This window comes from Streptomyces abikoensis (assembly GCF_014648775.1).
Taxonomy (GTDB): domain Bacteria; phylum Actinomycetota; class Actinomycetes; order Streptomycetales; family Streptomycetaceae; genus Streptomyces; species Streptomyces abikoensis.
The window spans coordinates 24,990-50,275 of sequence record NZ_BMRT01000006.1; the positions used below are offsets into that span (position 1 = coordinate 24,990).

The 25,286-nt window shown below is 73.1% G+C and carries 26 protein-coding genes and 1 tRNA gene; 12 read left to right on the forward strand and 15 right to left on the reverse strand.

Annotated elements, in window-relative coordinates:
• Positions 1–37: 37 nt before the first annotated feature.
• Positions 38–1,699, reverse strand: a complete 1,662-nt coding sequence (locus IE096_RS19945) for a serine/threonine-protein kinase (protein WP_189453671.1) — start codon at positions 1,697–1,699, stop codon at positions 38–40.
• Positions 1,700–1,938: 239 nt separating this feature from the next.
• On the opposite strand from IE096_RS19945, the gene IE096_RS19950 reads away from it, so the two are divergent.
• Positions 1,939–2,229 carry a hypothetical protein gene (locus tag IE096_RS19950; RefSeq protein ID WP_189453674.1) on the forward strand — a complete coding sequence of 97 codons (291 nt, stop codon included), beginning with the start codon at positions 1,939–1,941 and terminating at the stop codon, positions 2,227–2,229.
• A 143-nt stretch (positions 2,230–2,372) separates the two neighbouring features.
• Here IE096_RS19950 and IE096_RS19955 read toward each other — a convergent pair whose 3' ends face one another.
• The 3 genes from IE096_RS19955 to IE096_RS19965 all read right to left on the reverse strand — a co-directional run bounded on the left by IE096_RS19955 (position 2,373) and on the right by IE096_RS19965 (position 5,238).
• Complete coding sequence (locus IE096_RS19955; protein WP_189453676.1) at positions 2,373–3,119, reverse strand: GntR family transcriptional regulator; 747 nt, start codon at positions 3,117–3,119, stop codon at positions 2,373–2,375.
• A gap of 28 nt (positions 3,120–3,147) precedes the next feature.
• The gene (gene hmgA / locus IE096_RS19960) at positions 3,148–4,482 is read right to left on the reverse strand and encodes a homogentisate 1,2-dioxygenase (RefSeq protein ID WP_189453677.1); all 1,335 of its coding nucleotides are present in this window, start codon (positions 4,480–4,482) and stop codon (positions 3,148–3,150) included.
• A gap of 225 nt (positions 4,483–4,707) precedes the next feature.
• Entirely contained in the window at positions 4,708–5,238 is a 531-nt protein-coding gene (locus IE096_RS19965) for a DUF2165 domain-containing protein (RefSeq protein ID WP_229820411.1), read from the reverse strand.
• A gap of 188 nt (positions 5,239–5,426) precedes the next feature.
• Here IE096_RS19965 and IE096_RS19970 point away from each other — a divergent pair, with 188 nt between their 5' ends.
• A complete protein-coding gene (locus IE096_RS19970) occupies positions 5,427–6,059 on the forward strand; it encodes a TetR/AcrR family transcriptional regulator (RefSeq protein ID WP_189453681.1) in 633 nt (210 codons plus the stop codon).
• A 26-nt stretch (positions 6,060–6,085) separates the two neighbouring features.
• Entirely contained in the window at positions 6,086–6,550 is a 465-nt protein-coding gene (gene soxR, locus IE096_RS19975; protein WP_126913473.1) for a redox-sensitive transcriptional activator SoxR, read from the forward strand.
• A 76-nt stretch (positions 6,551–6,626) separates the two neighbouring features.
• On the opposite strand, the gene IE096_RS19980 is transcribed toward soxR, so the two are convergent.
• Both IE096_RS19980 and IE096_RS19985 read right to left on the reverse strand, forming a co-directional pair.
• Complete coding sequence (locus IE096_RS19980) at positions 6,627–7,238, reverse strand: hypothetical protein (RefSeq protein WP_189453683.1); 612 nt, start codon at positions 7,236–7,238, stop codon at positions 6,627–6,629.
• 179 nt (positions 7,239–7,417) lie between these two features.
• Positions 7,418–8,740: a serine-threonine protein kinase gene (locus IE096_RS19985; protein ID WP_189454214.1), complete on the reverse strand. Its 1,323-nt coding sequence runs from the start codon at positions 8,738–8,740 to the stop codon at positions 7,418–7,420.
• A 272-nt stretch (positions 8,741–9,012) separates the two neighbouring features.
• On the opposite strand from IE096_RS19985, the gene IE096_RS19990 reads away from it, so the two are divergent.
• Entirely contained in the window at positions 9,013–9,624 is a 612-nt protein-coding gene (locus IE096_RS19990; protein WP_189453685.1) for a TetR/AcrR family transcriptional regulator, read from the forward strand.
• A 66-nt stretch (positions 9,625–9,690) separates the two neighbouring features.
• Here IE096_RS19990 and IE096_RS19995 read toward each other — a convergent pair whose 3' ends face one another.
• The 4 genes from IE096_RS19995 to IE096_RS20010 form a co-directional block, all read right to left on the reverse strand.
• Positions 9,691–10,905, reverse strand: coding sequence for an acyl-CoA dehydrogenase family protein (locus IE096_RS19995; RefSeq protein ID WP_189453687.1), 1,215 nt, complete (start codon positions 10,903–10,905; stop codon positions 9,691–9,693).
• Positions 10,906–10,910: 5 nt separating this feature from the next.
• Positions 10,911–11,939, reverse strand: coding sequence for a phosphotransferase family protein (locus IE096_RS20000; RefSeq protein WP_189453688.1), 1,029 nt, complete (start codon positions 11,937–11,939; stop codon positions 10,911–10,913).
• 121 nt (positions 11,940–12,060) lie between these two features.
• A complete protein-coding gene (locus IE096_RS20005; protein ID WP_189453690.1) occupies positions 12,061–13,008 on the reverse strand; it encodes an MBL fold metallo-hydrolase in 948 nt (315 codons plus the stop codon).
• A 96-nt stretch (positions 13,009–13,104) separates the two neighbouring features.
• Complete coding sequence (locus IE096_RS20010; RefSeq protein WP_189453692.1) at positions 13,105–13,545, reverse strand: MarR family winged helix-turn-helix transcriptional regulator; 441 nt, start codon at positions 13,543–13,545, stop codon at positions 13,105–13,107.
• Between the two features lie 150 nt (positions 13,546–13,695).
• Between IE096_RS20010 and IE096_RS20015 the strand changes: the two genes are divergently transcribed.
• Together IE096_RS20015 and IE096_RS20020 are read left to right on the forward strand one after the other, a co-directional pair.
• A complete protein-coding gene (locus IE096_RS20015; protein ID WP_189453694.1) occupies positions 13,696–15,195 on the forward strand; it encodes an MFS transporter in 1,500 nt (499 codons plus the stop codon).
• Positions 15,196–15,227: 32 nt separating this feature from the next.
• Entirely contained in the window at positions 15,228–16,151 is a 924-nt protein-coding gene (locus tag IE096_RS20020; RefSeq protein ID WP_189453695.1) for an NADP-dependent oxidoreductase, read from the forward strand.
• Positions 16,152–16,158: 7 nt separating this feature from the next.
• On the opposite strand, the gene IE096_RS20025 is transcribed toward IE096_RS20020, so the two are convergent.
• Positions 16,159–16,734, reverse strand: coding sequence for an NUDIX hydrolase (locus tag IE096_RS20025; RefSeq protein WP_189453698.1), 576 nt, complete (start codon positions 16,732–16,734; stop codon positions 16,159–16,161).
• A 53-nt stretch (positions 16,735–16,787) separates the two neighbouring features.
• A complete protein-coding gene (locus tag IE096_RS20030) occupies positions 16,788–17,672 on the reverse strand; it encodes a DMT family transporter (RefSeq protein WP_189454215.1) in 885 nt (294 codons plus the stop codon).
• A gap of 324 nt (positions 17,673–17,996) precedes the next feature.
• Between IE096_RS20030 and IE096_RS20035 the strand changes: the two genes are divergently transcribed.
• Both IE096_RS20035 and IE096_RS20040 read left to right on the forward strand, forming a co-directional pair.
• A complete protein-coding gene (locus tag IE096_RS20035; protein ID WP_189453699.1) occupies positions 17,997–18,986 on the forward strand; it encodes a hypothetical protein in 990 nt (329 codons plus the stop codon).
• A gap of 92 nt (positions 18,987–19,078) precedes the next feature.
• Positions 19,079–20,608: an APC family permease gene (locus IE096_RS20040; RefSeq protein ID WP_189453701.1), complete on the forward strand. Its 1,530-nt coding sequence runs from the start codon at positions 19,079–19,081 to the stop codon at positions 20,606–20,608.
• A 15-nt stretch (positions 20,609–20,623) separates the two neighbouring features.
• On the opposite strand, the gene IE096_RS20045 is transcribed toward IE096_RS20040, so the two are convergent.
• Both IE096_RS20045 and IE096_RS20050 read right to left on the reverse strand, forming a co-directional pair.
• Positions 20,624–21,025: a (2Fe-2S) ferredoxin domain-containing protein gene (locus IE096_RS20045; RefSeq protein WP_189453703.1), complete on the reverse strand. Its 402-nt coding sequence runs from the start codon at positions 21,023–21,025 to the stop codon at positions 20,624–20,626.
• 84 nt (positions 21,026–21,109) lie between these two features.
• Positions 21,110–21,197, reverse strand: a tRNA-Leu gene (locus IE096_RS20050).
• Between the two features lie 194 nt (positions 21,198–21,391).
• Here IE096_RS20050 and IE096_RS20055 point away from each other — a divergent pair.
• From IE096_RS20055 to IE096_RS32005, 3 genes are all read left to right on the forward strand, one after another.
• Positions 21,392–22,726: a M20/M25/M40 family metallo-hydrolase gene (locus tag IE096_RS20055; RefSeq protein WP_189453704.1), complete on the forward strand. Its 1,335-nt coding sequence runs from the start codon at positions 21,392–21,394 to the stop codon at positions 22,724–22,726.
• 157 nt (positions 22,727–22,883) lie between these two features.
• Entirely contained in the window at positions 22,884–23,117 is a 234-nt protein-coding gene (gene chpH, locus IE096_RS20060; RefSeq protein WP_189453707.1) for a chaplin ChpH, read from the forward strand.
• 157 nt (positions 23,118–23,274) lie between these two features.
• Complete coding sequence (locus tag IE096_RS32005; RefSeq protein ID WP_189453709.1) at positions 23,275–24,159, forward strand: chaplin family protein; 885 nt, start codon at positions 23,275–23,277, stop codon at positions 24,157–24,159.
• 79 nt (positions 24,160–24,238) lie between these two features.
• On the opposite strand, the gene IE096_RS20070 is transcribed toward IE096_RS32005, so the two are convergent.
• A complete protein-coding gene (locus tag IE096_RS20070) occupies positions 24,239–24,427 on the reverse strand; it encodes a DUF5703 family protein (RefSeq protein ID WP_126913460.1) in 189 nt (62 codons plus the stop codon).
• Between the two features lie 47 nt (positions 24,428–24,474).
• On the opposite strand from IE096_RS20070, the gene IE096_RS20075 reads away from it, so the two are divergent.
• A complete protein-coding gene (locus IE096_RS20075) occupies positions 24,475–25,269 on the forward strand; it encodes a hypothetical protein (RefSeq protein ID WP_189453711.1) in 795 nt (264 codons plus the stop codon).
• The last annotated feature ends 17 nt before the right edge of the window (positions 25,270–25,286 follow it).

The following is a 25,286-nucleotide window of genomic DNA, read 5'->3' on the forward strand; positions in this document are numbered from 1 at the left end:
TTTGCCGGAGGGGCTGCCATGCAGCCCCTCCGGGGCCTCAACCGCTCGTACCGCCGTACCCACCGCCCGGATAGCCGGACGGGCTCGCTGACGCCGACCCCGACGGGGACGAGCTCCCTGACGACGACGCCTTCTGACACGTCACCGTGAACGGAACGTGCCGGGACACCCCCACCCCCTTCACCTCCAGCGCGATCCAGTCCTTCTCCGCATCCCCCGCCCGGTGCGCGGTGTCCGTGTGCGACAGGACCTTGCTCCGCTCCCCGGCGCCGATGCGCGCCGTCCGCCAGCCGCCGTCCGTGACGTTCCCGCTGCCCGTCACCCAGCGGTAGGTGACGTCGGTGGGGGAGCGGTCCACCGCGATGGCGGCCTGGAAAGCGGGGGCGGCGTCGCCCGGCGGCGGGCAGGGCCCGGAATAGCGGTCCCGCAGGGCGACGAGGGTGACGGTGATGGTCACGGCGGACGAGCCGCCGGACGAGCCCGAGGACCCGGACGCGGCAGGCGGCGACGCGGCGGCCGACGACGCCGTACGCCCGCTGTCCCGCGGCGAGGGCGCCGCCCCCGCGTTCTTGTCGCTCCCCGAGGACGTGCTCCCGCCCCCGCCGTCCGACCCGCCGCCGCTGCCGCTGTTCGAGGTGAGGGCCCACACCAGCCCGCCCACGGCGAGCAGCGCGACCAGCGCGCCCCCGGCGAGCGCCACCCGCTTCCCCGTCCGCCGCTCGGGCGCACCGGACGCACCGGACGGCGGCACCGGCACCGGCTGGGTCGGCGCCCCGGACGAACCGGCCGCCCCCGCCGCCACGGTAGGCGCGTACGCCGCACCCGCACCCATACCCGCGCCCGGCTCGACGCGCTGCTCCACACGCGGCACGTTCCCCGCCGCCACCGTCCGCAGCAGCCCCTCCGCCTCCGCCGCGCCGAGCCGCAGCGCCGGGTCCTTGCGCAGCAGCCCGTCCAGGACGGGCGCGAGCGGCCCGGCCCGGCGCGGCGGCGGGAGCTCGGCGTCGACGACGGCGCGCAGCGTGCTGAGCGGGGTGTCCTGGCGGAAGGGCGAGTAGCCCTCCACGGCCGCGTAGAGCATCACCCCGAGCGACCAGAGGTCGGACTCGGGCCCGGGCGGGTGCCCCAGGGCGCGTTCCGGGGCGAGGTACTCGGGGGAGCCGACCAGCTGGCCCGTCGCCGTCAGCGCCGAGCTCCCCTCGATCATCGCGATGCCGAAGTCGGAGAGGACGACACGCCCGTCGTTGGCGATGAGTACGTTTCCCGGTTTCACGTCGCGGTGGAGTACGCCCACGGCGTGCGCCCCCCGGAGCGCGGCGAGCACCTGCACTCCGATCTGCGCCGCCCGTACCGGGGCGATGGGCCCCTCGGCCACGAGGACCTCCGCGAAGGAGAGGCCGCGCACCAGCTCCATGACGATCCAGGGCCGGCCTTCCTCGGTGACCACGTCGTGGACGGTGACGACGTTGCGGTGGGAGATCCGGGCCGCCGCGCGGCCCTCGCGTTCCAGCCGGGCGTAGAGCTGCCGTACGTCGGGAGCGGGCAGTCCGGCGGGCGCCCGGACCTCCTTGACCGCCACTTCCCGGCCCAGTACCTCGTCCCGGGCGCGCCATACCACGCCCATGCCACCCTGCCCGAGCTCGTCCAGCAGCCGGTAACGGCCCGCCAGCACCCGTCCGGCGCCGGAACCCGTGTCCATGCGTCCGTCCCTCCCCCGAGAGCAATTCGGGGTGAATGTACCGCAACGGAGCGTGATTGCCCCCTGTTCGGTACCGTATTGTCCTGTTCAACTCGCTGTCGGTAACGGCAGGTTCACGTCAGGTCTGTCAACGCCCTTGACGGGGTGGTGAATCGGCCCCGCCGATGCGCGGGTGACGCGATGGGGCGATAGGGTTACCCTGCCTGGGCCGGGTGCCTCGTACGGGTGGGGAGTGTCGAATGGATCAGATAGCGATGCGGAGCAGGCCGCGTGTGCCTGCCATCAGCTACGGAAGCGGTGCGTCGAGCGCGCGCCTGGATCGTCACCTCGCGGTGCTCGGCGGGCCCGCCCTGCCGCAGCGCGAGGTCGAGGGCGCGACGGTGCTGATGCGCGAGATCACCTCGCGTGACCACGTCCGCGCCGGTCGCAGCAAGAGCCAGAGCCGTACCGCCCGGGTCTCCCTGTTCGCCCCGCTGCGGCGGCTGCGCCGTTCGCTCTTCGGCAGCCGTGGCACCACCTCTCACGCCTGACCCCCGGCCCCGGCCCGTCCCCGCAAGGCCCGCCCTGTAAGGCCTGCCCTTTCCCCGGGGCCGGCCGGTCGGAAAGCAGCACCCCTCGGCATCCCCCGACGCCTTTCGGCCCGCCGCCCTCCCCGGACGTTCGCACAATCTCCTCAGTGCGCGTCGAGGGTGACGGTGAAGGAGAAACGGTCCCCCCGGTAGTGGATGCGGGCGACGTCGACGGCCCGCCCGTCCTCGTCGTAGGTGATCCCCGTGTAGTGGAGGATCGGGCTGAGCAGCGGCACCTGGAGCAGCCGGGCCGTCTCCGGGTCGGCCAGCCGTGCCTCGACGGTGTCCGTGATCCGGCTGATGCGCACCCCCACCATGTCGCGCAGCACCTTGGTCATGGGCCAGCGGGCGAGGTCCGCGACGTCGATGCGCTCGGCCACCTCCGGGCGGACCAGGTTCTCCGCCCAGTTCGTCGGCTCGCCCGACGTCTCGTCATGGCGCAGCCGCCGGTAGACGACCGCCTCGTCCAGGCCGGGGAAGTGCTCGGCCAGCTCGGCCGGGACCGGCGCCGGGCCGTGGCCGAGAACGGCCGTGTGCTCTCCGGACTGCTGGGCGACGATCGTGTCCACCGAGCCCAGCAGCCGTACGGGCGAGGCGCGCCGGGCACTCGGCTCGATGAACGTGCCCCGCCGGCGGTGCCGGGTGATGAGACCCTCCGCCTCCAGCTCCTTGAGCGCCTGCCGCATGGTCAGCACGCTGACGCCGTAGTGGGCCGCGAGGGCGTCCTCGGTGGGCAGGCGCAGCGGGTCGTCCGGGCGCCGGCCCAGTATCGAGGCGCGCAACGACTGCGACACCTGGTACCAGAGCGGCAGCTTGCGGTTGAGCGCGAGGGAGTCGGGGGCGAAGGTCACGGGGGCTCCGGGTCTGACAACGGGGGTGTCACTGACGGAAGTGGCGTTCCAGACCCTGCCACACCCGGTCGTATCCCGTCTGCAGGTGGTCGGCCCCGGCGGCCTGCGCCGAGAGCGTGATCGGCCAGCGGGTCTCGAACATGAAGGCCAGACCGTCGTCGATCTTCTGGGGGGCCAGCTCGGCCGCGCTGGCCCGCTCGAAGGTCTCCCGGTCCGGTCCGTGCGCGGACATCATGTTGTGCAGCGAGCCGCCGCCGGGGACGAAACCCCCTTCACCGGCCGTCTTGGCGTCGTAGGCACCCTCGATGAGGCCCATGTACTCGCTCATCACGTTCCGGTGGAAGTAGGGCGGCCGGAAGGTGTCCTCGCCCACGAGCCAGCGCGGCGCGAAGACGACGAAGTCCACGCCGGCCAGCCCCGGGGTGTCGGAGGGCGAGGTGAGCACGGTGAAGATGGACGGGTCCGGGTGGTCGTAGCTTATGGAGCCCAGCACATTGAACCGGCGCAGGTCGTAGACGTACGGCACGTGGTTGCCGTGCCAGGCGACGACGTCCAGCGGGGAGTGGCCGTACGTCGCCGACCAGAGGTTGCCGCAGAACTTGTTGATCACCTCCACGGGGCCCTCGACGTCCTCGTAGGCGGCGACCGGGGCCAGGAAGTCACGGGCGTTCGCCAGCCCGTTGGCGCCGATCGGGCCGAGGTCGGGGAGGACGAAGGGCTGCCCGTAGTTCTCGCAGACGTAGCCGCGTGCGTCGGCGTCCAGGAGCTCCACCCGGAAGCGGACGCCGCGCGGGATCAGCGCCATGTGGCCGGGCTCGGCGCGCAGCAGCCCGAGCTCGGTGCGCAGCAGCAGGCCGCCCCGCTCGGGCACGATCAGCAGCTCCCCGTCGGAGTCGCTGAAGACGCGGTCCGTCATGGAGGCGTTCGCCGCGTACAGGTGGACGGCCATGCCGGCGCGCTGGGTGACGTCCCCGTTGCCGCCCAGCGTCCACAGGCCGGCGAGGAAGTCCGTGCCCTCCGGCGGCTCGGGCAGCGGGTTCCAGCGCAGCCGGTTGGGGTCGGGGACCGTCTCGGTGAAGGGGGCCGTGCGCAGGGCGCCGTTGTCGACGCGGGTGAAGCGCGGGTGCGCGGCGGAGGGCCGGATCCGGTACAGCCAGGACCGGCGGTTGTGGGCGCGGGGCTCGGTGAAGGCGCTGCCGCTGAGCTGCTCCGCGTAGAGGCCGAGGGGGGCCCGCTGCGGTGCGTTGCGGCCCAGGGGCAGGGCGCCGGGGAGGGCCTCGCTGCTGTGCTCGTTGCCGAAGCCGGGGGAGTAGACCAGCGCCTCCGCGGTCTTCCGCGCCCGCTCATTGCCCGTACCGCTCATCGCGTGCTCCCACTGCCGATGGATTCCTATGGGAGACCGTAGGATTCCCGGGCCGGGCGCGTCAATGGACCGGTCGCGGGCATGCGGAAGAACCGGCCGCCGGACGGGCCGAGACGGGCCCCAAAGGGACGGGCCGGTGCCCGGGCCCCGCCGGAGCCCGGGACGATCACGCGGCGCGGGAACGATCGGGCGGTGCTGGGAACGATCAAGCGGTGCGGGCCGTGATCAGCCGGCCCGCTCGGCCCGCCACTGCGGCGACGGCAGGTGGATCAGCAGCAGGACGATCCCGGCCAGCGAGAAGATCCGCGTCGCGGCCTGCAGCCCGTTCCACTTCGTGGACTGCCACATCGCGAACCACTCCCCGCCGATGGCGATGAAACCCAGCCCGAAGAGCAGCATGAGCATCAGGAGCCCCAGCGTGGTGGCCCGCCGGGCGGGCGCGAAGCCCTGGGCGGCCACCCCGCCGCGCCGCAGCCCCCGCACCCACAGGCCCGTGGCCCCGAGCAGCACGAGCGCCGCCAGCGTCTCCCAGACGATGATGGCCACATAGGCGATGTTCTGGAGCGTGGCGTCGGTGACGGCCCGCCACATCAGATCCCGGTCCTGGAACGTCGTGTCCATGGCCAGGACGTGGCGGACGAATTCCTGGTTGGTACCGAAGTCGGTGACATTGCCGAAGGCGACGAGCGTGATGTAGACCGCGATCGTGGCGGTCAGCGCCGTGGCCGCCACCGGCAGGGTGCGCTCGGCGGTCATGGGGTCATGCATGCCCGTCCGGCCGGGCCGCTACGCGCCGACGGCCCGGGCCGTCCGCCCTAAGCGCTCGCTCAGGCCCGGGGTATGGTGTTCGTCCTTCCGGCACGGTACGACACGGCATGGCAGGGCACGGCACAGCCAGTCGAGGCGAGGGGCCCCCGCGTGGGCCCGGAGAGCGGGGCAGCGAGATGGGCGCGCAGACGTCACGGACCGACGAGTGGGCCGACGTCACGCCCGACGCGGCGCGCCGGCTGCTGGCCGCAGGCGTGGCGGCCTTCGCCGAACGCGGCTACCACGCCACCACCACCCGCGACATCGCGGGCCGCGCGGGGATGAGCCCCGCCGCGCTCTACATCCACTACCGGACCAAGGAAGAGCTCCTCTACCGCATCAGCGGGGTCGGGCACCGGCTCGCCCTCGACATCCTGTGCCGGGCCCGCGACGGCGCCGGCACCCCGGCCGAGCGCCTCGCCGAGGCCGTCCGCCGCTTCGTCCGCTGGCACGCCGAGCACCACACCACCGCGCGCGTCGTCCAGTACGAGCTCGGCGCGCTCGGCGAGGAGCACCGCGCCGAGATCGTCGCGCTGCGCCGGGAGACCGACGCCGCCGTCCGCTCGATCATCGAGGACGGCGTCGCCTCGGGCGACTTCGACGTCCCCGACGTCCGCGGCACCGCCCTCGCCGTGCTCTCCCTGTGCGTCGACGTCGCCCGCTGGTTCAACGCGGCGGGCGAGCGCACGCCCGCCGAGGTCGGCGACCTCTACGCGGACCTGGTGCTGCGCATGGCCGGCCACCCCGGGCCTTCGCCACGACCGGCCTGACAGTGCCGTCACGTACAGTCTGAGCCGTGCCGCAGATTACGAAGAAGATTTGCGAGCTGACTGTCGGTCAGCTCTCGGCGCGCAGTGGCGCCGCCGTCTCCGCGCTCCACTTCTACGAGACCAAGGGCCTGATCAGCAGCAGGCGCACCTCGGGCAACCAGCGCCGCTACGACCGGGACGCGCTGCGCCGCGTCGCCTTCATCCGCGCGGCCCAGCGCGTCGGCATCCCGCTCGCCACGATCCGCGAGGCGCTGGCCGGGCTGCCCGACGGGCGCACGCCCAACCGGGCCGACTGGGCCCGGCTGTCCGAGGCGTGGCGGGTCGAACTGGACGCGCGGATAGCGCAGCTGGGCAAGTTGCGCGACAGCCTGGAGGACTGCATCGGCTGCGGCTGTCTCTCCCTCGACCGGTGCGCGCTGTCCAACCCCGACGACCGTTTCGGCAGCGTGGGCACCGGATCGATGCTCTACGGCCAGCGCGACGCGGGCTGACGGTGACGCGGGCTGACGGTGCCGAGCGCGCGCCCGAGGGCGGTCCACGCTCCCCGGAGCGGTCCGGGGAGCGCGCTCACACCCCCGCGTACCGCCCGGCGAAGGTCCTCCGGCGCGCGGCGGCCAGCGCCGCCGGCGTGAGCACCGAGACGGGCACCACGATGCCGCAGTCGGTGCAGACGGGGCCCTCCAGCGGGTAGCGCTCCAGGTCCGTCCGCCATTCGACGCGCTCCTGCGCGCACACCGGGCAGGCGTCGCCGGGCGCGGACTCCATCGCCGCGATCACGCGGCGCAGCACGTCCGCGAGCCGGGCGTCGGGGGTGAGGTCGGGGGACGCGCAGGGCACGATGTCACAGCCGCCCCAGGTGTTGCGGTACCAGTCGTCGATGGCGCTGGGCTGGCGGATGCCGTGGTGCTTCTCCCGGCGGCGCCGGCCCGCGAAGCGGGCCTCGTACGCCAGCCAGACCTCGCGGGCCTCCTCCAGTTCGACGAGCGCGGCGATCAGCAGTGCGGGGTCGGGTGCCCGGTCGTCGGGGGCGAGGCCGGCGCGGGCGCACAGATGGCGCCAGGTCGCCCGGTGCCCGTAGGGGGCGAAGCGTTCGAGGCATTTGCGCAGGGATGTCCTGCGCAGCGCGATGGTGTTCCGTGGATTGCGCACTTCTCGGGCTAGTGCTCTGAAACCTGCCACTGCATCCCACCTCCGGCGGCGCGGACTCGGATCGACATGGAAGGGACGTAACGCACGGCCGATCGGATCCATCGGATTTTCGGATCCCGGCCCGCGTCACGGCGCCGACTCCGCTCTGCTACCCCCATCGGGCGGACAGATGTGGGCCATCACGAAGGTGGCGGATCCCGGTGCCGTGCTCAGCGCACCAGGCGCCCGGCCAGCAGGACGAGCCGGGCCAGCTCCCGGTGGCAGATGTCGCTGTGGGCGCCGGACGGCGGGCCGCCGCGCCGCACGACCGCCGAGGCGTCGACGTTCACACAGCCGTCGGCCGGCAACGGGCCGGTCAGGGCCTGGTCGAGGACGAGGGCCGCGGTGCCGGGCACGGCCTGGACGCCGTCGTGGCCCATGGCGCCCCAGCGGGGGTCGTTGAGGCCCAGCGGGTCCAGGCCGAGGAGGGAGTCCATGTCCCCGGAGACCCGGGAGGCCAGCGGGTAGAGCAGGCCCAGCGCCTGGTCGTGGCGCGAATGGCAGCAGACCACCGGGCCGTCGACCCGGCGCTGGAGCTCCTTGAGCGCCCCGGCGTGAGCGGGCGCGAAGGGCAGCCCGGGCGCGAAGGCGTAGTGCGAGAAGGCGCCTTGGAGCAGGGTGACGGAGCACACGCACCGCGCGCGCTCCGGCAGGCCGCGCAGCGCGAACGCGACGAGCCGTCCCCCGAAGCTGTGCCCCACCAGATGTATGCGCAGGCCGGCGCAGGTGCCGGCGACCTCCCCGAGGAGCCGTCCGAGCCCCGCCTCTCCCACCGTTCCCGCGCGTCGTTTTATCTCCCAGTAGGCCGCCTGGCGCAGCAGCTCCAGCGCGCCGCCCCACAGCCGCTCCAGCGCGCCCGACAGTTCGGAGCGCGCGAGCCCGGCGAGGGCCAGGACGTCGGCGAAGCGCGCGCACACCCGCTCGGGGCTGCCGGTGAACATCGCGGGCTCGTCCGGCTCGCCCGCGCCCGGGTCCAGGTCGTGGACGTACGGATCGGCGGCGGGGCCCGTCCCCCGGTCGCCCCGGCCCCGGGCGACCAGGCCGCGCGTGAGCGTCGCGAACTCCGCGAGCCGCGCCGGGTCCGCCGGCCGTCGCTCCAGCAGTTCGGCCAGCCGGTCCAGCACGGCCTCGCTGCCGGGGAAGACGACGGCCAGCCCGGCCAGCGTGCCGGGGTCCAGCAGGGGGCCGGCCGCCGCTGCCGGGGGCCGGTCGGAGGGGAAGTCGGGTATGGGCTCGTCCGTGAAGCGCATGGAAGGCCAGATCACGCCCCCGTAGCCGAGGCGCACGGGGCCACCGGTGGCGGAGGGGGCGGGGGAGTCGGCGAGCACGGCGGGGAACGGGGCGAAGAAGCGCTCGTAGAGGGCGGTGGCCGTGGAGCGGGTGTTGTTCCAGCCGTGGGCGAAGACCACCAGATCCGTGATCCCCTGCTCCGCCACCCCCCTCACCAGGGCCTCCCGTTCGCCGGGGGCCATGTCCCCCTCGGCGTCGAACATCAACTCCCAGTACGGCTGCACACTTATGACGGCCACGGCGTGTCCCCCTGCCAGGTCAGTTCGCGCGCATCGTCCTGCCGTCAAGGGGGTGTGTCCAGCCTTCCTTTGGCCTCTTCACCCGTTCGTGAGCAGCGCTTCGAGCCCTTGTCCCGCGTGCAGGTGAACGAACCCGGGCAACTCCCCCCGCACCCCCGCTCCCGGGTGGCAAGATCCTCGACAGGGGGCCGCGCACGCGGCGCGGCACCGCACGCGGCGGAAGGCGGTGGTGGCCGATGCACAGCAGGACGGCGACGGCGGGAGCGACGGAGAGCGGCATCAGACCCGTGCCGCAGCGCCTGCTGGCCGCCGCCACCCGGCTCTTCGCCGAGCGGGGCTACGACCGCACGTCCGTCCAGGAGATCGTCGTGGCCGCGGGTGTCACCAAGGGCGCCCTGTACCACTACTTCGGCTCGAAGGACGACCTGCTGCACGAGGTGTACGGACGGGTCCTGCGGCTCCAGCAGGAGCGGCTGGACGCCCTCGCCGACGCCGACGCGCCCGTCGAGCGCCGGCTGCGGAACGCGGCGGCCGACGTGGTGGTGACGACCCTGGAGAACCTCGACGACACCACGATCTTCTTCCGCTCGATGCACCACCTCTCGCCCGACAAGCTCAAGCAGGTGCGCGCCGAACGGCGCCGCTACCACGAGCGGTTCCGGGCCCTGGTGGAGGAGGGACAGCGCACGGGCGTCTTCAGCCGGGCCACACCCGCCGACCTCGTGGTGGACTACCACTTCGGCTCCGTCCACCACCTGGGCAGCTGGTACCGGCCGGACGGCGCGCTCAGCGCGCGGGCGGTCGCCGACCACCTCGCCGACCTGCTGCTGAGGGCCCTGCGCCCGTAGCCGCCCGGCGTCGCGCACCGGCTCGTTCCGCTCGCAGGGCATCCGGGCGGAACGAGCCGGCGAGGCTTACGCGTAGCGCTTGAGCTCGCGCCGGGCCAGCGACCGCCGGTGCACCTCGTCCGGCCCGTCGGCCAGCCGCAGCGTCCGCGCCGCGGCCCACAGCTCCGCCAGCGGGAAGTCCTGGCTCACCCCGCCCGCGCCGTGGAGCTGGACCGCCTTGTCGATGATCTCCGTCACCGTCCGCGGCGTCGCGATCTTGATGGCCTGGATCTCGGTGTGGGCACCCCGGTTGCCCACCGTGTCCATCAGCCAGGCCGTCTTGAGCACCAGCAGCCGCAACTGCTCCACCGCCACCCGCGAGTCCGCGATCCACTCCTGGACCACGCCCTGCGCCGCGAGCGGCTTGCCGAAGGCCGTACGGGACACCGCCCGCCGGCACATCAGCTCGATCGCCCGCTCCGCCATGCCGATCAGCCGCATGCAGTGGTGGATGCGCCCCGGGCCCAGCCGGGCCTGGGCGATGGCGAAACCGCCGCCCTCCTCGCCGACCAGATGGTCCGCCGGGACCCGCACCCCGTCGAGGACGACCTCCGCGTGGCCGCCGTGGTAGTGGTCCTCGTAGCCGTAGACCCGCATGGCACGCCGGACCTCGACGCCCGGGGTGTCACGGGGGACCAGGACCATCGACTGCTGCCGGCGGATGTCGGCGCCCTCGGGGTCGGTCTTGCCCATGACGATGAACACCCGGCAATCGGGGTGCAGCGCCCCGGAGATGTACCACTTGCGGCCGGTGATGACGTACGCGTCGCCGTCCCGCTCGATGCGCGTCTCGATGTTGGTGGCGTCGGACGAGGCCACGTCCGGCTCGGTCATCGCGAACGCCGAGCGGATCTCCCCGGCGAGCAGTGGCTCCAGCCAGCGCTTCTTCTGCTCCTCGGTGCCGAACTGCGCCAGCACCTCCATGTTCCCGGTGTCGGGGGCCGCGCAGTTCAGGGCGGTGGGGGCCAACTGCGGGCTGCGGCCGGTGATCTCGGCGAGCGGCGCGTACTGGAGATTCGTCAGCCCGGCGCCGTACCGCTCATCCGGCAAGAACAGGTTCCACAGCCCCCGCCGCTTGGCCTCCGCCTTCAGCTCCTCGACGACCGGCGGCACCTCCCACGGCGAGGCGAGCCCGGCCCGCTGCTCCTCCGCGACGGCCTCGGCCGGGTACACGTGCTCGTCCATGAAGGCGAGCAGCCGGGCCCGCAGTTCCTCGGTGCGGGCGTCGAATGCGAAGTCCATGCCGCTCAGCCCTTCCGGAGGGTGGTGAGGCCGTTGTCGATGAACAGCGGGACGAGCTCGCCGATGCGGTCGAAGCCCGTGCCGACCGTCCGCCCGAGGGTGTGACGGTAGTGGATGCCCTCCAGGATCACGGCGAGCTTGAAGTACGCGAAGGCCGTGTACCAGGGCAGGGCGGAGACGTCGCGGCCGGAGCGGGCGGCGTAGCGCTCCACGAGCTCGGCCGGGTCCGGGTGCCCGGGGGCGCTGCCCGTGGCGGCGACGGGCGAACCGGGCACGGGCCGCTGCTCGCCGTACATCACCAGCAGCCCGAGGTCGGTGAGGGGATCGCCGAGCGTGGACATCTCCCAGTCCAGGACGGCCCGTACGGTGTCGTCGGCGCCGACCAGGACGTTGTCGAGCCGGTAGTCCCCGTGCGTCACGGTGGGCGCGGGGGAGTCCGGCAGGGCCTTCGTCAGCGTGGCGCGCAGCTCGTCGATGCCCGGCAGCTCTCGGCTGCGGGACGCCTCCAGCTGGGTGCCCCACCGGCGCAACTGCCGCTCCAGGAAGCCCTCCGGGCGCCCGAAGTCCCCCAGCCCCACCGCCGCCGGGTCCACGGCGTGGAGTTCCACGAGCGTGTCGACGAGCGCCAGCGCCACCTGCCGCGTCCGGGCCGGGCCGATCGCGGCGAGCTGCTCCACGGTGCGGTAGGGCGTGCCGGGGACGAGCTCCATCACGTAGAACGGCGCCCCGAGCACCTCCTCGTCCTCGCACAGCAGCAGCGCCTCCGGCACCGGCACGGGCGTGTCGCGCAGCGCGCTGATCACCCGGTGCTCGCGGGCCATGTCGTGGGCGGTGGCGAGGACATGGCCGAGCGGCGGCCTGCGCACCACCCAGGCGCCGCCGGAGCCGTCCCGCACCGCGTACGTGAGGTTGGACCGCCCCCCTTCGATCAGCTCGGCCTCCAGCGGCCCGGCCGTCAGCCCCGGCCGTTCCCGCTCCAGATACCCGCGCAACCGCTGTGGATCGAGCCCCGGCGGGGGACTGGCCTTGCTCATCGCGTGCTCCTTCGGGGAGTTCCCTGCTGACGCCGATCATGATGCCGACCGGTCGGTATGCCGTCCAGGGTGCGCCCAGCCACGACGCACCCGCAGACGACTCGGAATCCCAGCGAAGCGCCTACGCGTGGCAAGCGATGGGCCGCCCGCCGTTCATCGTCGCCATGTCGCCCAGCACCGTCAGAAGGTCCAGCGGCGTCCCCAGCGGCAGCCCCTCCAGCTCGGCGTAGGCGCGATGGAGGTTGGCGACGAGGCGCTCGCTCTCGCGCAGGGTCGCGAACTCGCCGAGGTCGGCCTCGCGGGCGGCCTCCAGAGGGGTGCGGCCGGCGGCGTGGGAGGTGCGGGCGAGGTCCTCGACGTAGCGGAGGTAGCGCTCGACGGTGTCGTAGACGCCGACGTCGGTGACCCGGCCGTGGCCCGGCACGACGACGCTCGCGTCCAGCCCGCGCAGGATCTCCAGTGCGCGCAGGGAGCCGCTGAGCGAGCCCATCATGATGAAGGGCGTCCCGCCGTTGAAGACCAGGTCGCCGGTGAACACGATCCCCTGGCCGGGGAGGTGGACGATGGTGTCGCCGACGGTGTGGGCCGGGCCCGGGTGGAGGAGGCGCACCTCGGTGTCGCCGACGTGGACGGTCAGCTCGTCGGTGTAGGTGAGCGTGGGCGGGGTGACCTCGACGTGCCCGTAGTCGACCTCGGGCCAGGCGAGGTGGAGCTGGAGGCCCGCCGCGAGGGTCTCGCGGCGGCATTCGGCGTGGCCGACGACCGTCGCCTGCGGGGTGAAGACGCAGTTGCCGTAGGTGTGGTCGCCGTGGTGGTGGGTGTTCACGACGGTGGCCGGCAGCGGCGCGCCGCTCGCGACGACGGCCTCGCGCAGCAGCTTCGCCCGCCGCTCGGTGGCGGCCGTGTCGATGAGCAGGGTCCGCTCGCCGTCGGTCACGAACCCGGCGTTGTTCAGGCACCAGCCGCCGTCGGGCTGGACGTAGGCGGTCACGCCCGGGGCGAGCGGGACGGTGTACGGCTCGGTGCCTTCCGCCTCGGTGGTGGTCGGTGTCGTGTTCACGCTGGTCATGCGCTGGCCTCCCTCGCCGTCCGCCGCGGGGGTGGGCGGATCGGACCGCCCGTCAGAATACGGGCGGGCGGAGGCCGGCGGTCCGGTGAACGCCGGTCAGACGCGGTGCTCGAGCCCGGGCCGCAGCCGGTCCAGGAGCCCGTAGAGCGTGGTGCGCTCCGCCTCGTCCAGCGCGTCGAGCGCGCTGTGGGTGGCCTGCATCTCGGCCCGTACCCGGCGGATGGTCTCGTGGCCCTCGTCGGTGGCCACCACGTTCTTCACCCGGCGGTCGGACGGGTCGGGCTCGCGGCGGACGAGGCCGCGTGCCTCCAGCCGGTCGACGATGCCGGTGACGTTGGAGGCGTCGCAGACCAGCAGGGTGGCCAGCCCGCGCATCGGGACCGGGCCCTTGAGCTGGGCGAGCAGCTTGGCCTGGACGGAGGTGAGGCCGTGGCGGGCGGCGGCCGCCGCGAAGTCCTGCCACTGCGCGGTGCCGAGCGCCGCCACCAGCTCCAGGAGCTGGGCCTTGGACGGGGGCTGGGGGGTCGTGCCGGTCATGGCTCAAGTGTACTCAAAGAGCTTGAAGGCTTAAATCATTAACTTGACTACCTGAAGTATCGGGTCTAGCGTGCTCTGGTTGCTTGACGATCTCAAGCATCAACATCGTGAAGTAACAGGCAGCACGTCCGTAAGGAACCCCTCCCGCCCATGACCTCCCCAGCGTCCACCGCCCCCGCCCCGCAGCGGAACGAGACGGTGATCGTCTTCGCCCTGAGCCTGGCCGCCATGGTCGTCTCGATGATGCAGACCCTGGTGGTGCCGATCCTCGGCCTCATCCAGAAGGACCTCCACACCTCGTCCGCGAACGTCAGCTGGGTCACCACCGCGACCCTGCTCTCCGCCGCCGTCTTCACCCCGCTGCTCGGCCGCTTCGGCGACCAGCACGGCAAGAAGAAGACCCTGGTGGCCGTCCTGGTCGTCATGGTCGCGGGCTCCGTCCTCGCGGCCGTCACCCACTCCCTGCTCTGGCTCATCGTCGGCCGCGTCCTCCAGGGCGCCGCCACCGCGATCTTCCCGCTGGCGCTCTCCGTGCTCCGCGAGGAGGTCCGCCCGGCCCGGCTGCCCGGCGCGATGGCCATGGTCAGCGGCACCCTCGCCTTCGGCAGCGGCCTGGCGCTCGTCGCCACCGGCCTGCTGACCTCCGGCGACGACCCCGACTACCGCAGCGCCTTCTGGCTGGCCACCGGCCTCGCCGCGCTCGCGCTCATCGCCGTCGCCACCCTCGTCCCCGCCACCCGGCAGACCACCGGCGGCCGCACCGACGTCCTCGGCGCGCTGACCCTGGCCGCCACCCTCGTCCTGCTCCTGCTGCCCATCACCCAGGGCCACGAGTGGGGCTGGGCCTCCGCCCGGACGATCGGCTGCTTCGTCGGCGCCGCGGCGATGGCCGCGATATGGACGCTCGTCGAGCGCAAGGTGCGCGAGCCGCTCGTCGACATGCGGATGTTCGCCCACCCGCCGGTGCTCTTCGCCAACATCGCCGGCCTGCTCGTCGGCTTCGGCTCCTTCGCCCTCTTCATCGGCGTCTCCTACCTGGTGCAGATGCCCTCGAAGATCGCCGGATACGGCTTCGACGCGACCGTCCTGCGCGCCTCCGTCGAGTTCCTGCTGCCCAGCACCGTTGTCTCGCTGCTCGCCGCGCCCGTCGGCGGCCAGCTCGTCCGCCACAAGGGCCCCCGTCTGGTCCTGCTGCTGGCCTCGGTCATCGGCACCGCCGGATTCGTATGGATCGCGCTCGACCACGAGCACGCCTACGCCGTGATCGCCGCCGGCATGTGCGTCGGCGCGGCCATCAGCTTCGGCTATGCGGCCATGCCCGCCGTGATCGTCGCCAGCGTCCCCCACCACCAGACCGGCATCGCCAACGGCATCAACTCCATCTCCCGCTCCACCGGCAGCGCCATCGGCAGCGCGATGATCACCACGGTCCTCGCCTCCAAGAGCGTCGAGCACCTGCCGCCGGGCGCCCCCAAGCTGCCCGCCGAGAGCCAGTTCACCCTCACCTTCGTGATCGCGGGCACCGCGTTCCTCCTGGTCGCGGCCGTGGCCGCGCTGGGCCTGCGGAGGATCCGCGCCCTGGGCGAGGCCGCGGTGGCGGACCCCGCCCCGGCGGCCGAGGCTGGGACCACCGCACCCGTCACCCGCTGACCCCTACGACACCCCGAGAAGGAGCGAGCGCCATGAAGGCTGTCAGCTACCGGGCCTACGGCGGACCCGAGGTCCTCGAGTACGGCGACGACCTGCCCCGCCCGAAGGTCGGCCCGGACTCCGTCCTGGTCCAGGTCAAGGCGGCGGCCGTCAACCCCGTCGACTGGAAGGCCCGCGAGGGCTACCTCGACGGCATGATCCAGCCCGTCTTCCCGGTCGTGCCCGGCTGGGACGTCTCGGGCGTCGTCGTCGGCCTCGGCGCCGACACCCCGGAGTTCCAGGAGGGCGACGAGGTCATCGGCTACGTCCGCGAGGACTTCCTCTCCCGGGGTACCTTCGCCGAGTACGTCGCCGCCCCCGTGCGCACCCTGGCCCCCAAGCCCGCCGGCCTCACCTTCGAGGAGGCCGCCGCCCTGCCCCTGGCGGGGCTGACCGCCCTCCAGTCGCTGCGCGCCGTCCGGGCCGGCGAGGGCGACACCGTACTGATCCACGGCGCCTCCGGGGGCGTGGGCTCCATGGCCGTCCAGCTCGCCCGCCGGCTCGGCGCGCGCGTCATCGGCACGGCGAGCGAGCGCAACCACGACTACCTGCGCGGCCTGGGCGCCGAGCCCGTCACCTACGGCGACGGCCTCGCCGAGCGCGTCCGGGCCCTGGCGCCCGGGGGCGTGGACGCCGTGCTCGACCTCGTCGGCGGCGGTGCCGTCGCGACCTCGCCCGCCGTCACCGCCCCCGGCGCCCGCCTGGTCTCCATCGCGGACCCGGCCGTCACCGAGTTCGGCGGCCGGGTGCTGTGGGTCCGCCCCGACCCGGCCGACCTGACGGAACTGAGCCGGCTGGCGGAGGAGGGCGCCCTCAAGGTCGAGGTGGCCGAGGTCTTCCCGTTGGAGCGGACGGCGGACGCGCACCGGCGCAGCGCCGAGGGACACACGAGGGGAAAGATCGTGGTGACGGTCTAGCGGCGGGTCAATCCAGCCCGTCCGGCGTTCGAGGACCGGGGTCCGGGGCGGAGCCCCGGTCCGCACGCCGCTCCCGCAGGCGCACATACGCCTCCAGCCCGTCCGGCACCCACTCCCACTCGTCCAGCCGAGCCGCCACCTCCTCCTCGGAGAGGAAGTCCCACCAGGCGACCTCCTCCTCCTGCGGCGAGACCGGAAGGTCGCAGCGGACCTCGTACACCGCCGACCACCACCCGCCCCCCGGCCCCCGGTAGAGGAAGCGGAACAGCGGGGTGGGCGCCGGGAGGCCGCTGACGCCCAGCTCCTCCTCCGCCTCCCGCAGCGCGGCCTCGTCGTACGACTCGCCCGCCCCGACCACCCCGCCGACGAACATGTCGTACCGCGAGGGGAAGACCAGCTTCCGGTCGGTCCGGCGGTGGACGAACAGCCGCCCCCGCGCGTCGCGCGCCTGGACGAACACGCACCGGTGGAGCAGCCCCTCGGCGTACACCGCGCCGCGCGGCGCCTGCCCCACGACCCGGTCGTGTTCGTCGACGATGTCCAGCACCTCATCCGCCCCGAGCGGCGGTCGCTGATCGGTCATGGCCCCATCCAACCAGCAGCGGCCGCCGCCCCCGGGCGGGGCGTCGGGGGCCGTCAGTGCGGCTGCAGGTCCCGTACCCGGCCCGCCTCCGCCATACCGGACGGCATCGCCGGATGCCGGCCGATCAGCACGATGCCGCACACGATCGCCACCAGCCCCGCCGCCTGCACGGCCAGCGCCGCCGGCGTCGTCCGCAACTGGTCGCCCATGAAGCCCACCCCGCACGCGATCCCCGCCAGCGGCTGCGCCGCCGTCAGCGCGGGCAGCGACATCCGCAGCGGGGCCGTCTCGAAGGCGCTCTGCACCAGCACCAGCGCCGTCACCCCGAGCGCCAGCACCGCGTAGGGCTGCCAGCCGGTGACGAGCTCCCGCCAGCCCCCGTGGGTGAACCGGGTGCCGCTCACCCGCGTCAGCGCGTCCTGCACGCCGTACAGCAGCCCGGCCGCGACCGCCAGCAGGGCCGCCTCCGTGCTCATCCGCACCCGTTTGGAGACCGCCGCCAGCAGCAGCGCGGTGCCCACCATGATCCCGACGATCAGCCAGTGCCGCAGGGGGTCGGTGACCGTCCGCCCGCCGTGCGGGCGTCCGGCGATCACGAAGGCCGCCACGCCGCCCGCCAGCAGCCACAGCCCGCCCCAGCCGCTGCGGCCGAGCGGCTGCTTGGTCTGCCAGCGGGAGAGGGCCATGGCGAACAGCAGGTTCGTCGCCATCAGCGGGTCGACCAGCGACACCTCGCCCCGGCTCAGCGCGATGGCGCCCAGGGCCATCCCGCACACCATCAGCGCGATGCCCGCCAGCCAGCGCGGCATCCGGGCGAGGTCCAGCAGCAGCCGGAGGGAGAGGAAGTCGCTCATGGGCGCCCGCTGCGCGGCGTTCTGCTGGAGGACGAACCCCACGCCCAGACAGCACGCCGCACTCAGGGCGACTGCGAAGACCATCACGTCGCGCACCTCAAGACCTCGCGGTCGTAGGAGACTTGACAGCAGAACGATAGCCGCCCTACGGGCGGTCCGACGGTCGAGTACCCCCCTTTCGGCCGTTCATCCGGGCCGGTGACCGAGGGCATTGAACTACCGTTCCTCGCACTGGTGTGCGACAAGAGGGCGGCGGGAGAGGGCTGCGGGCAACTGGAGGCGGCAGCACATTATTTGACGTGATGTCAGCATCGGTGACCGCCCTTGACGCGGAGCAGTGACTACCGGTTTGCTGTGCGTGATCGGAACGAAGGAAGAGGGGACGTACGCCGTGGAGGAAGCCCGCTGATGACGCCCCCACCCCCCTTGGGCCGCCACCGGAACAAGGACGGGCTGACCTTCGACCCCGCCCTCGACGACACCGAGCTCGCCACCGTCCGCGACGCCCTGGCCCGCGGCCGCTGGGCCGACGCCCGGCAGCTCCTCGCCCGCACCGGCGACGACTGGGACCGCCGGGGCCACCGCCTCGTCGTCCTCGCCGAGGCCCCCACCAGCGCCACCTGGGCCCGCGACTGGCTGCTCGCCGAGCCCGACAGCCCCGACGCCACCACCCTCCTCGCCTGCGCCGGCGTCCTGCGCTGCCTCGCCGGCAAGGAGAACCCGGAGACCGCCCACGCGCTGTGCCTGGCCGCCGCCCGGCTGGCCCCCCGCGACCCCACCCCCTGGCTGGCCGTCCTCATCCTCGCCCGCCGCACCGGCACCGCCGACGAACGCGTCCGCGCCTTCGACCAGGTCCGCGCCCGCCACCGCGACCACCACCACGCCCACCACCTCATGGCCGCCTGCCTGGCCGAGCACCAGGAGGGCGACCGCGACGACCCCCTCCACGAGGTCTACGACTTCGCCGCCTGGGCCGCCGAACAAGCACCCGCCGACTCGCCCCTGGCGGTCCTGCCCGTCGTCGCCCACGCCGAGCGCTACCGTGCCCTCGCCCGCGCCGGGCTGGAGCCCGGCGACCCCGCCCGGTCCGCGCACTGGACCACGCGCCGGGCCCGCCAGGTGATGAAGGCCGCCTTCGACTGGTGGCTGGAATGGGACATCGACGAGGACAGCGCGGACGGCACGGCCACCACGACCGCCGCCACCGCCCACCCCCGGCGCAAGGTCGACCTGAACTACCTCGCCCACGCCAAGCTCCACGAGGGCCGCCTCGCCGAGGCCGCCGCCCTCCTCACCCGCATCGGCCCGCACGCCACCCGGGTCCCCTGGACCTACCCGGACCGGGACCCCGGCGCGGCCTTCCGGGCCGCCCGCCGCACCGCGCTCGGCGCGACATGAGCCCCGGTGCCGCACCCCCGGCACCCCCGCATCCCCCGTACTCCTCGCCCCCGCCCCCCCCCCCGCGCCCCCCACCGGAAGGACCCTCCCGCATGTCGACCGGCACCACGCGCGAGATCAGCACCTTCAAGGGCCCGGAGAGACGCCTGCGCGCCGGCCGCATCGGAGTCGCGGGCCTGCTGCTGTCGGTCGTCGCCGCCAGCGCCCCCCTGGTGGTCACCGCGGGCGTCATGCCCACCACCTACGGCACGATGGGCATCGTCGGACAACCCCTGCTCTTCGTCCTCGTCGGCGTCGTCCTGGCCCTCTTCAGCGTCGGCTACGCCGAGCTGAGCCGCCACGTCCACAACGCCGGCGCCTTCTACGCCTACATCGCCCGGGGCCTCGGCGGCACGGTCGGCGCCGCCGCCTCCGTCGTCGCCCTCGTCGCCTACAGCGCCATGCAGTTCGCCATCTACGGCATCTTCGGCCACGAGTTCTCCGGCCTCCTCCGCCGGCACCTCGGCCTCGACCTCGACTGGTGGGTCCCCGCCCTCGCCGCCGTGGCCGTCGTCGGCGTCCTCGGCTGGCTCAAGCTGGACCTCAACGTCAAGGTCCTCGGCACCCTGCTGCTCGTCGAGTGCGCCATGGTCGTCGTCTTCGACGTCACCTGCCTCGGCCGCCCGGGCCCCGAAGGCGTCTCCTTCCGCGCCTTCGACCCCGCCACCCTCGACGGCGCCGGGCTCGGCACCGCGCTCTGCTTCACCATCGCCGCCTTCGTCGGCTTCGAACAGGCCGCCGTCTACGCCGAGGAGGCCAACCGCCCCCAGATCGTCGTCGCCCGCGTGACCTTCCTCGCCGCCGCCTTCGTCGCCCTCTTCTACGCCCTCGGCTCCTGGGCCCTGACCGTCGCCACCGGCCCCTCGCACATCGTCGCCGCCTCCCGCGAGAAGGGGACCGGCCTCCTCTTCGCCCTCACCGAGGACCGCCTCGGCACCGCCTTCACCGACCTGACGCACCTCTTCTACGTCACCGGCATGTTCGCCGCGATGCTGAGCTTCCACAACGTCGTCGCCCGCTACGCCTTCGCCATGGGCCGCGACGGGCTCCTCCCCGCCGCCCTCGGCCGCACCTCGGGCGGCAGCGGCGCGCCCGCCTACGGATCGCTGCTCCAGAGCGTCGTCTCGCTGCTGGCCGTGGCCGTCTTCGCCGTCACCGACGACCGCCCGCAGGGCGACCCCACCGCGCCCGTCATCCGGCTCTTCACCTGGATGGGCAACGTCGGGGCGCTCGGCGTCATGCTCCTCATGGCCACCGCCAGCGCCGCCGTCATCGTCTTCTTCGTCCGGCGCGGCGCCGGCCGGGCCCAGGCCCCCCGGCTGGCCGCCTCCGCCGCCGCCTGCGCGGCCCTGCTCGGCATCGTCGGCTACGCGGTCAAGGACTTCCACGTCCTCGTCGGCGCCGGCGCGGGCTCGGCCCTCGGCTGGATCCTGCCGGGCATCATCGGCGCGGCCGTCGTCCTCGGCGTGATCCACGGACTGGTGCTCCGGGCGGTACGGCCCGACGTCCACGCCCGGATAGGGCTCGGCAACGAGGCGTTCCAGCTGGAGAAGGCGGCAGCGTCGGCCAGGAGTTCCTCATGACCGGGAGCCCGCCCGTCAGCCCTCGAGTGCCTTGCCCACCCGCCGGGAGACCGTGAACTCGTACAGGTCGAGCACCCCCGGCGGCTCCGCCAGCCCCGGCCCGCCGGCGCGCACCCATGCGGCGATGTCCGCCAGCGCCTCGTCGTCGTTGACCAGCCCCAGCCACACGGGCCGTCCCCCGGCCGCCCGGCCCGCCGCCGACGGCTGCACCACGACCACGTTCGCCTGATCGCACACGTCCAGACATTCCGACGCCCGCACCTGCGCCGCCCCGTCCAGGGCGTCCCGCAGCCGGCGTATCTGCCCGGCGTGATCGACTCCCGGGACCTTCGCCGGATCGCCGCAGCAGCAGCCACGACAGACCGTGATCCGGCAGGGGGCGGCGGAGGCGGGCCGAGCGGCCTTCTTGTTGATCATCGGGCGATGATACGCACGCGCTTACCCACATGCCCGGACAGCGAAAAACCCCGGCCATCCGGCCGGGGTCTCCCGTGTTCCTGCTGGTGTCCGAGGGGGGACTTGAACCCCCACGCCCGATAAAGGGCACTAGCACCTCAAGCTAGCGCGTCTGCCATTCCGCCACCCGGACCGGGTGTTTGTCCCTGCGGGGTGTTCCCCGCGGCGACATGGAAAACAATACCAAACATTCGAGGTGCTCGATCACCGCCTCCTGTGCCCCTCGCGCGGTGATCGTTGCGGCCGTATGTCGGCGGTATTGCGGCCTTGGGCTGGGGGAACGGGAGGAGGAGGATGGCCGTCGACCCAGAACCACGAGGAGGCAGCGTGAGCGAGTCGAAGCCGGCCGGGGCCGGCAACGCCAGGAGCGGCGAGGAGGAGGTCGTCGACCTCTGCCGCGATCTGATCCGGATCGACACCAGCAACTACGGCGACCACTCCGGGCCCGGTGAGCGGCTCGCCGCCGAGTACGTGGCCGAGAAGCTGGCCGAGGTGGGGCTGGAGCCGCGGATCATCGAGTCGCACAAGGGCCGGGCCTCGACGGTGGCGCGGATCGAGGGCGAGGACCCGTCCCGGCCGGCGCTCCTCATCCACGGTCACACCGACGTCGTGCCCGCCAACGCGGCGGACTGGACCTACGACCCCTTCGCGGGCGAGATCGCGGACGGCTGCCTGTGGGGGCGCGGCGCGGTCGACATGAAGGACATGGACGCGATGACGCTGGCGGTCGTCCGCGACCGGCTGCGGTCGGGCCGCAAGCCGCCCCGCGACGTCGTGCTGGCCTTCCTCTCCGACGAGGAGGCGGGCGGCACCTACGGCGCCCGGTACCTCGTCGACAAGCACCCCGAGCTCTTCGAGGGCGTGACCGAGGCGATCGGCGAGGTCGGCGGCTTCTCCTTCACGGTCAACGAGAACCTGCGGCTCTATCTGGTCGAGACCGCCCAGAAGGGCATGCACTGGATGCGGCTCACCGTGGACGGCACGGCGGGCCACGGCTCCATGACCAACAAGGACAACGCGATCACCGAGCTCTGCGAGGCGGTCGCCCGGCTGGGGCGGCACGAGTTCCCGGTGCGGGTCACCAAGACCGTCCGGTCCTTCCTCGACGAGCTGTCGGACGCCCTGGGCACCCCGCTGGACCCGGAGGACATGGAGGCGACGCTCACCAAGCTCGGCGGCATCGCCAAGATGATCGGCACCACCCTGCGCAACACCGCCGCCCCGACGATGCTCGGCGCCGGCTACAAGGTCAACGTCATCCCCGGTCAGGCCGTCGCGCACGTGGACGGAAGGTTCCTGCCGGGCCACGAGCAGGAGTTCCTCGCGGACCTCGACCGGATCCTCGGGCCGCGGGTGAAGCGGGAGGACGTCCACGCGGACAAGGCGCTGGAGACCAGCTTCGACGGCCGGCTCGTCGACGCGATGCAGTCGGCGCTGAAGGCCGAGGACCCCATCGCGCGCGCCGTGCCCTACATGCTCTCCGGCGGCACCGACGCCAAGTCCTTCGACGACCTCGGCATCCGCTGCTTCGGCTTCGCGCCGCTCAAGCTGCCGCCGGAGCTGGACTTCGCCGGGATGTTCCACGGCGTGGACGAGCGGGTGCCCGTCGACGGCCTGAAATTCGGGGTGCGCGTGCTCGACCGCTTCCTGGACCAGTGCTGAGCCGGTCGGTTGCCGAATCCACGTCAAACCGCGCGTATTCGGCGCACCCGTCGCCGAAAAGAGTGAACGCAGGGACGGTTACGTAGCCCCATTCCCTCCTCGTCGTTACAGGTGTGCGGTCCGCGGCTGGGACCGCATTGCCAACTAGGAGGAATCAATGCTCAAGAAGGTCGTCGCCGCCGCGGCTGCCACTGGTGGTCTCGTCCTCGCGGGTGCCGGTATGGCCGCCGCCAGCGGCGGAGCTCAGGGTGCGGCTGTGAACAGCCCCGGCGTCGTCTCGGGCAACGTCGTCCAGGTGCCCGTCGAGGTGCCGGTCAACGTGTGCGGTAACACGATCAACGTCGTCGGGCTGCTCAACTCTGCCACGGGCAACGTCTGCGTCAACAAGTGACGTTCTGTCCGGTCCCGTAAGGGATTGAACCAGGGTGGCTCCGGGGTACGTGGCACGTACTCCGGAGCCGTTGGGCTTTCGACTGGGTCATTCCGGGCGCGGGAAGACGAACGTTCCGCGCATTCGGCATGGCAAAAGCAGAGGGGCAAGACGAAAAATGCGACAGGTCACCAAGAAGGGCCTGCTCTCCGTAGCGGCGGCGAGCGGAGTGCTCGCCGTGACCGGCGGCTACGCGATGGCGGACTCGGGTGCCAACGGCGCTTCGGCGCACTCCCCGGGCGTCGCGTCCGGGAACACCGTCCAGGTTCCGGTCCATGTGCCGGTGAACGCCTGCGGTAACACCGTGAACGTGATCGGGCTGCTCAACCCGGCCACGGGCAACCGGTGTTTCAACGGCGGCGGCGGGCACGCCCACAAGGGCAACGGGCACGGCGGCAGCGGTCACGGCAGTGGTCACGGCGGCAGCGGTCACGGCGGCGCGCTCGCGCAGGGCGTGAGCGAGGACTCGCCCGGCGTGGCGTCCGGCAACACCGTGCAGGCACCGGTCAGCATCCCGGTCAACGCCTGCGGCAACAGCGTCGACGTCGTGGGCATCGGCAACCCGGCCACGGGCAACACCTGCGTCAACGACGGCCACGGCGCCTCCGGCCACGACTGGACGCCGCCGCGCGGCGACCACCCGGGCCACCCCGGGCACCCCGGCAAGCCGGGCCACCCCGGTGAGCACAACCCCGGTGGGCACCACAACCCGCCCACCGAGCACAAGCCGGGCCACCAGCCGCCGGCCGGTGAGCACCACAACGGCCCGGGCACCCACGCCCAGCCCCCGGCCGGGCACCACACCCAGCCGGCCATGGAGGTGAAGGACGCGCACCGCGCTCCCGCCGTCCTCGCCGAGCACCGTCCGGCCACGGTCGCCCAGAAGGCCGCCGAGCTCGCGCACACCGGCGCGGGCCAGCTCGGCGCGGCCGGCGCGGCCAGCGCCGGCCTGCTGGTCGGCGGCGCGATGCTCTACCGCCGCTCGCGCGGCGCCCAGGGCTGACCCCGTCCCACCGACGGAAACGCAAGGGAGCGGGTCCCGCGATCGCGGGACCCGCTCCCTTCGCCTTCCCTCCCCGCCGTCACCACGTGGCGCGGAGCTGACGGATGATCCTGCGCCGCAACCGCACCTTGCGGCTGCCGTCCGGATAGAGACGTAGTCGGTCCAACTCCCAGTGTCCGTACTCGGCATGGTCGGTCAGCAAGCGTGTGGCCGCCTTCCGGGAGACCCCCCGGGGCACATACACATCGCAGAATTCGTATTCCGGCATCGCATCTATTGTGCGGGAACGGGCCCGGTGCGGATAGCGTCTGCACTATGTCTGATGCTGCGCAGCCAACCGCTGCCGAGGTACGGGCCGCCGCCGAGGCGGTCAAAGCCGCTCTGGACCGCCACCTCGAGGCCGTCGAACGCCGATCGGGGGAGGACGACCCGGCCGTCTACGCCGCGTTCAACGAGCTGGCCGCGACAGCCGAGGCCTATGACGAGCTCCTCTACGACGCCTACGACGAGGTCACTCCCTTCGAGATCCCCGGCGACGACGCGCTGCCCGCCTACGCCGGGCCGGAGGAGCCCAGCGCGCTGAGCGTGCTGATCCGCAGGGACTACGCGGTGGTCGAGCCCCAGCGGCTGCTCGCCCAGGCACAGCGCGTCGCCGACCTCGACCCGGACGTGGACGCGGACCTGCGCGCGGGAACGTCCGGCGGAGGCAAGGGATCCGCCGGAAGCAGCGTGCACACGGCGCTCGGGGTGATCTTCGAGGAGTACGAGGCCGATGAGATCGCCTCCCGGCACAAGGAGTTCGGTCTGGTCGAGGGCGACTCCACGCTGTGGGTGGCCGCGGCGGAGGAGCTCCCCGACCCGGGGGAGTGGCTGTCGGCCCCCTTCGACCAGCCGGACCCGCAGACGGTCGTCTGCCGCTTCGACGTGAGTGCCGTCTTCGACGAGGACGGCGACGACGACGGTGACGGCGATGACGACGGCGATGACGGTGACGAGGACGGGGGCCTCGACGAGGACGACATCGACGACGACCTGGAGGTGGAGGGCGCGGACGCCGGGACGCCGGAGGAGGGCGAGGGCGCGGGCGCCGGGCGGGCGCCGGGACGCTGACGCGCCGCGGGCCCCGG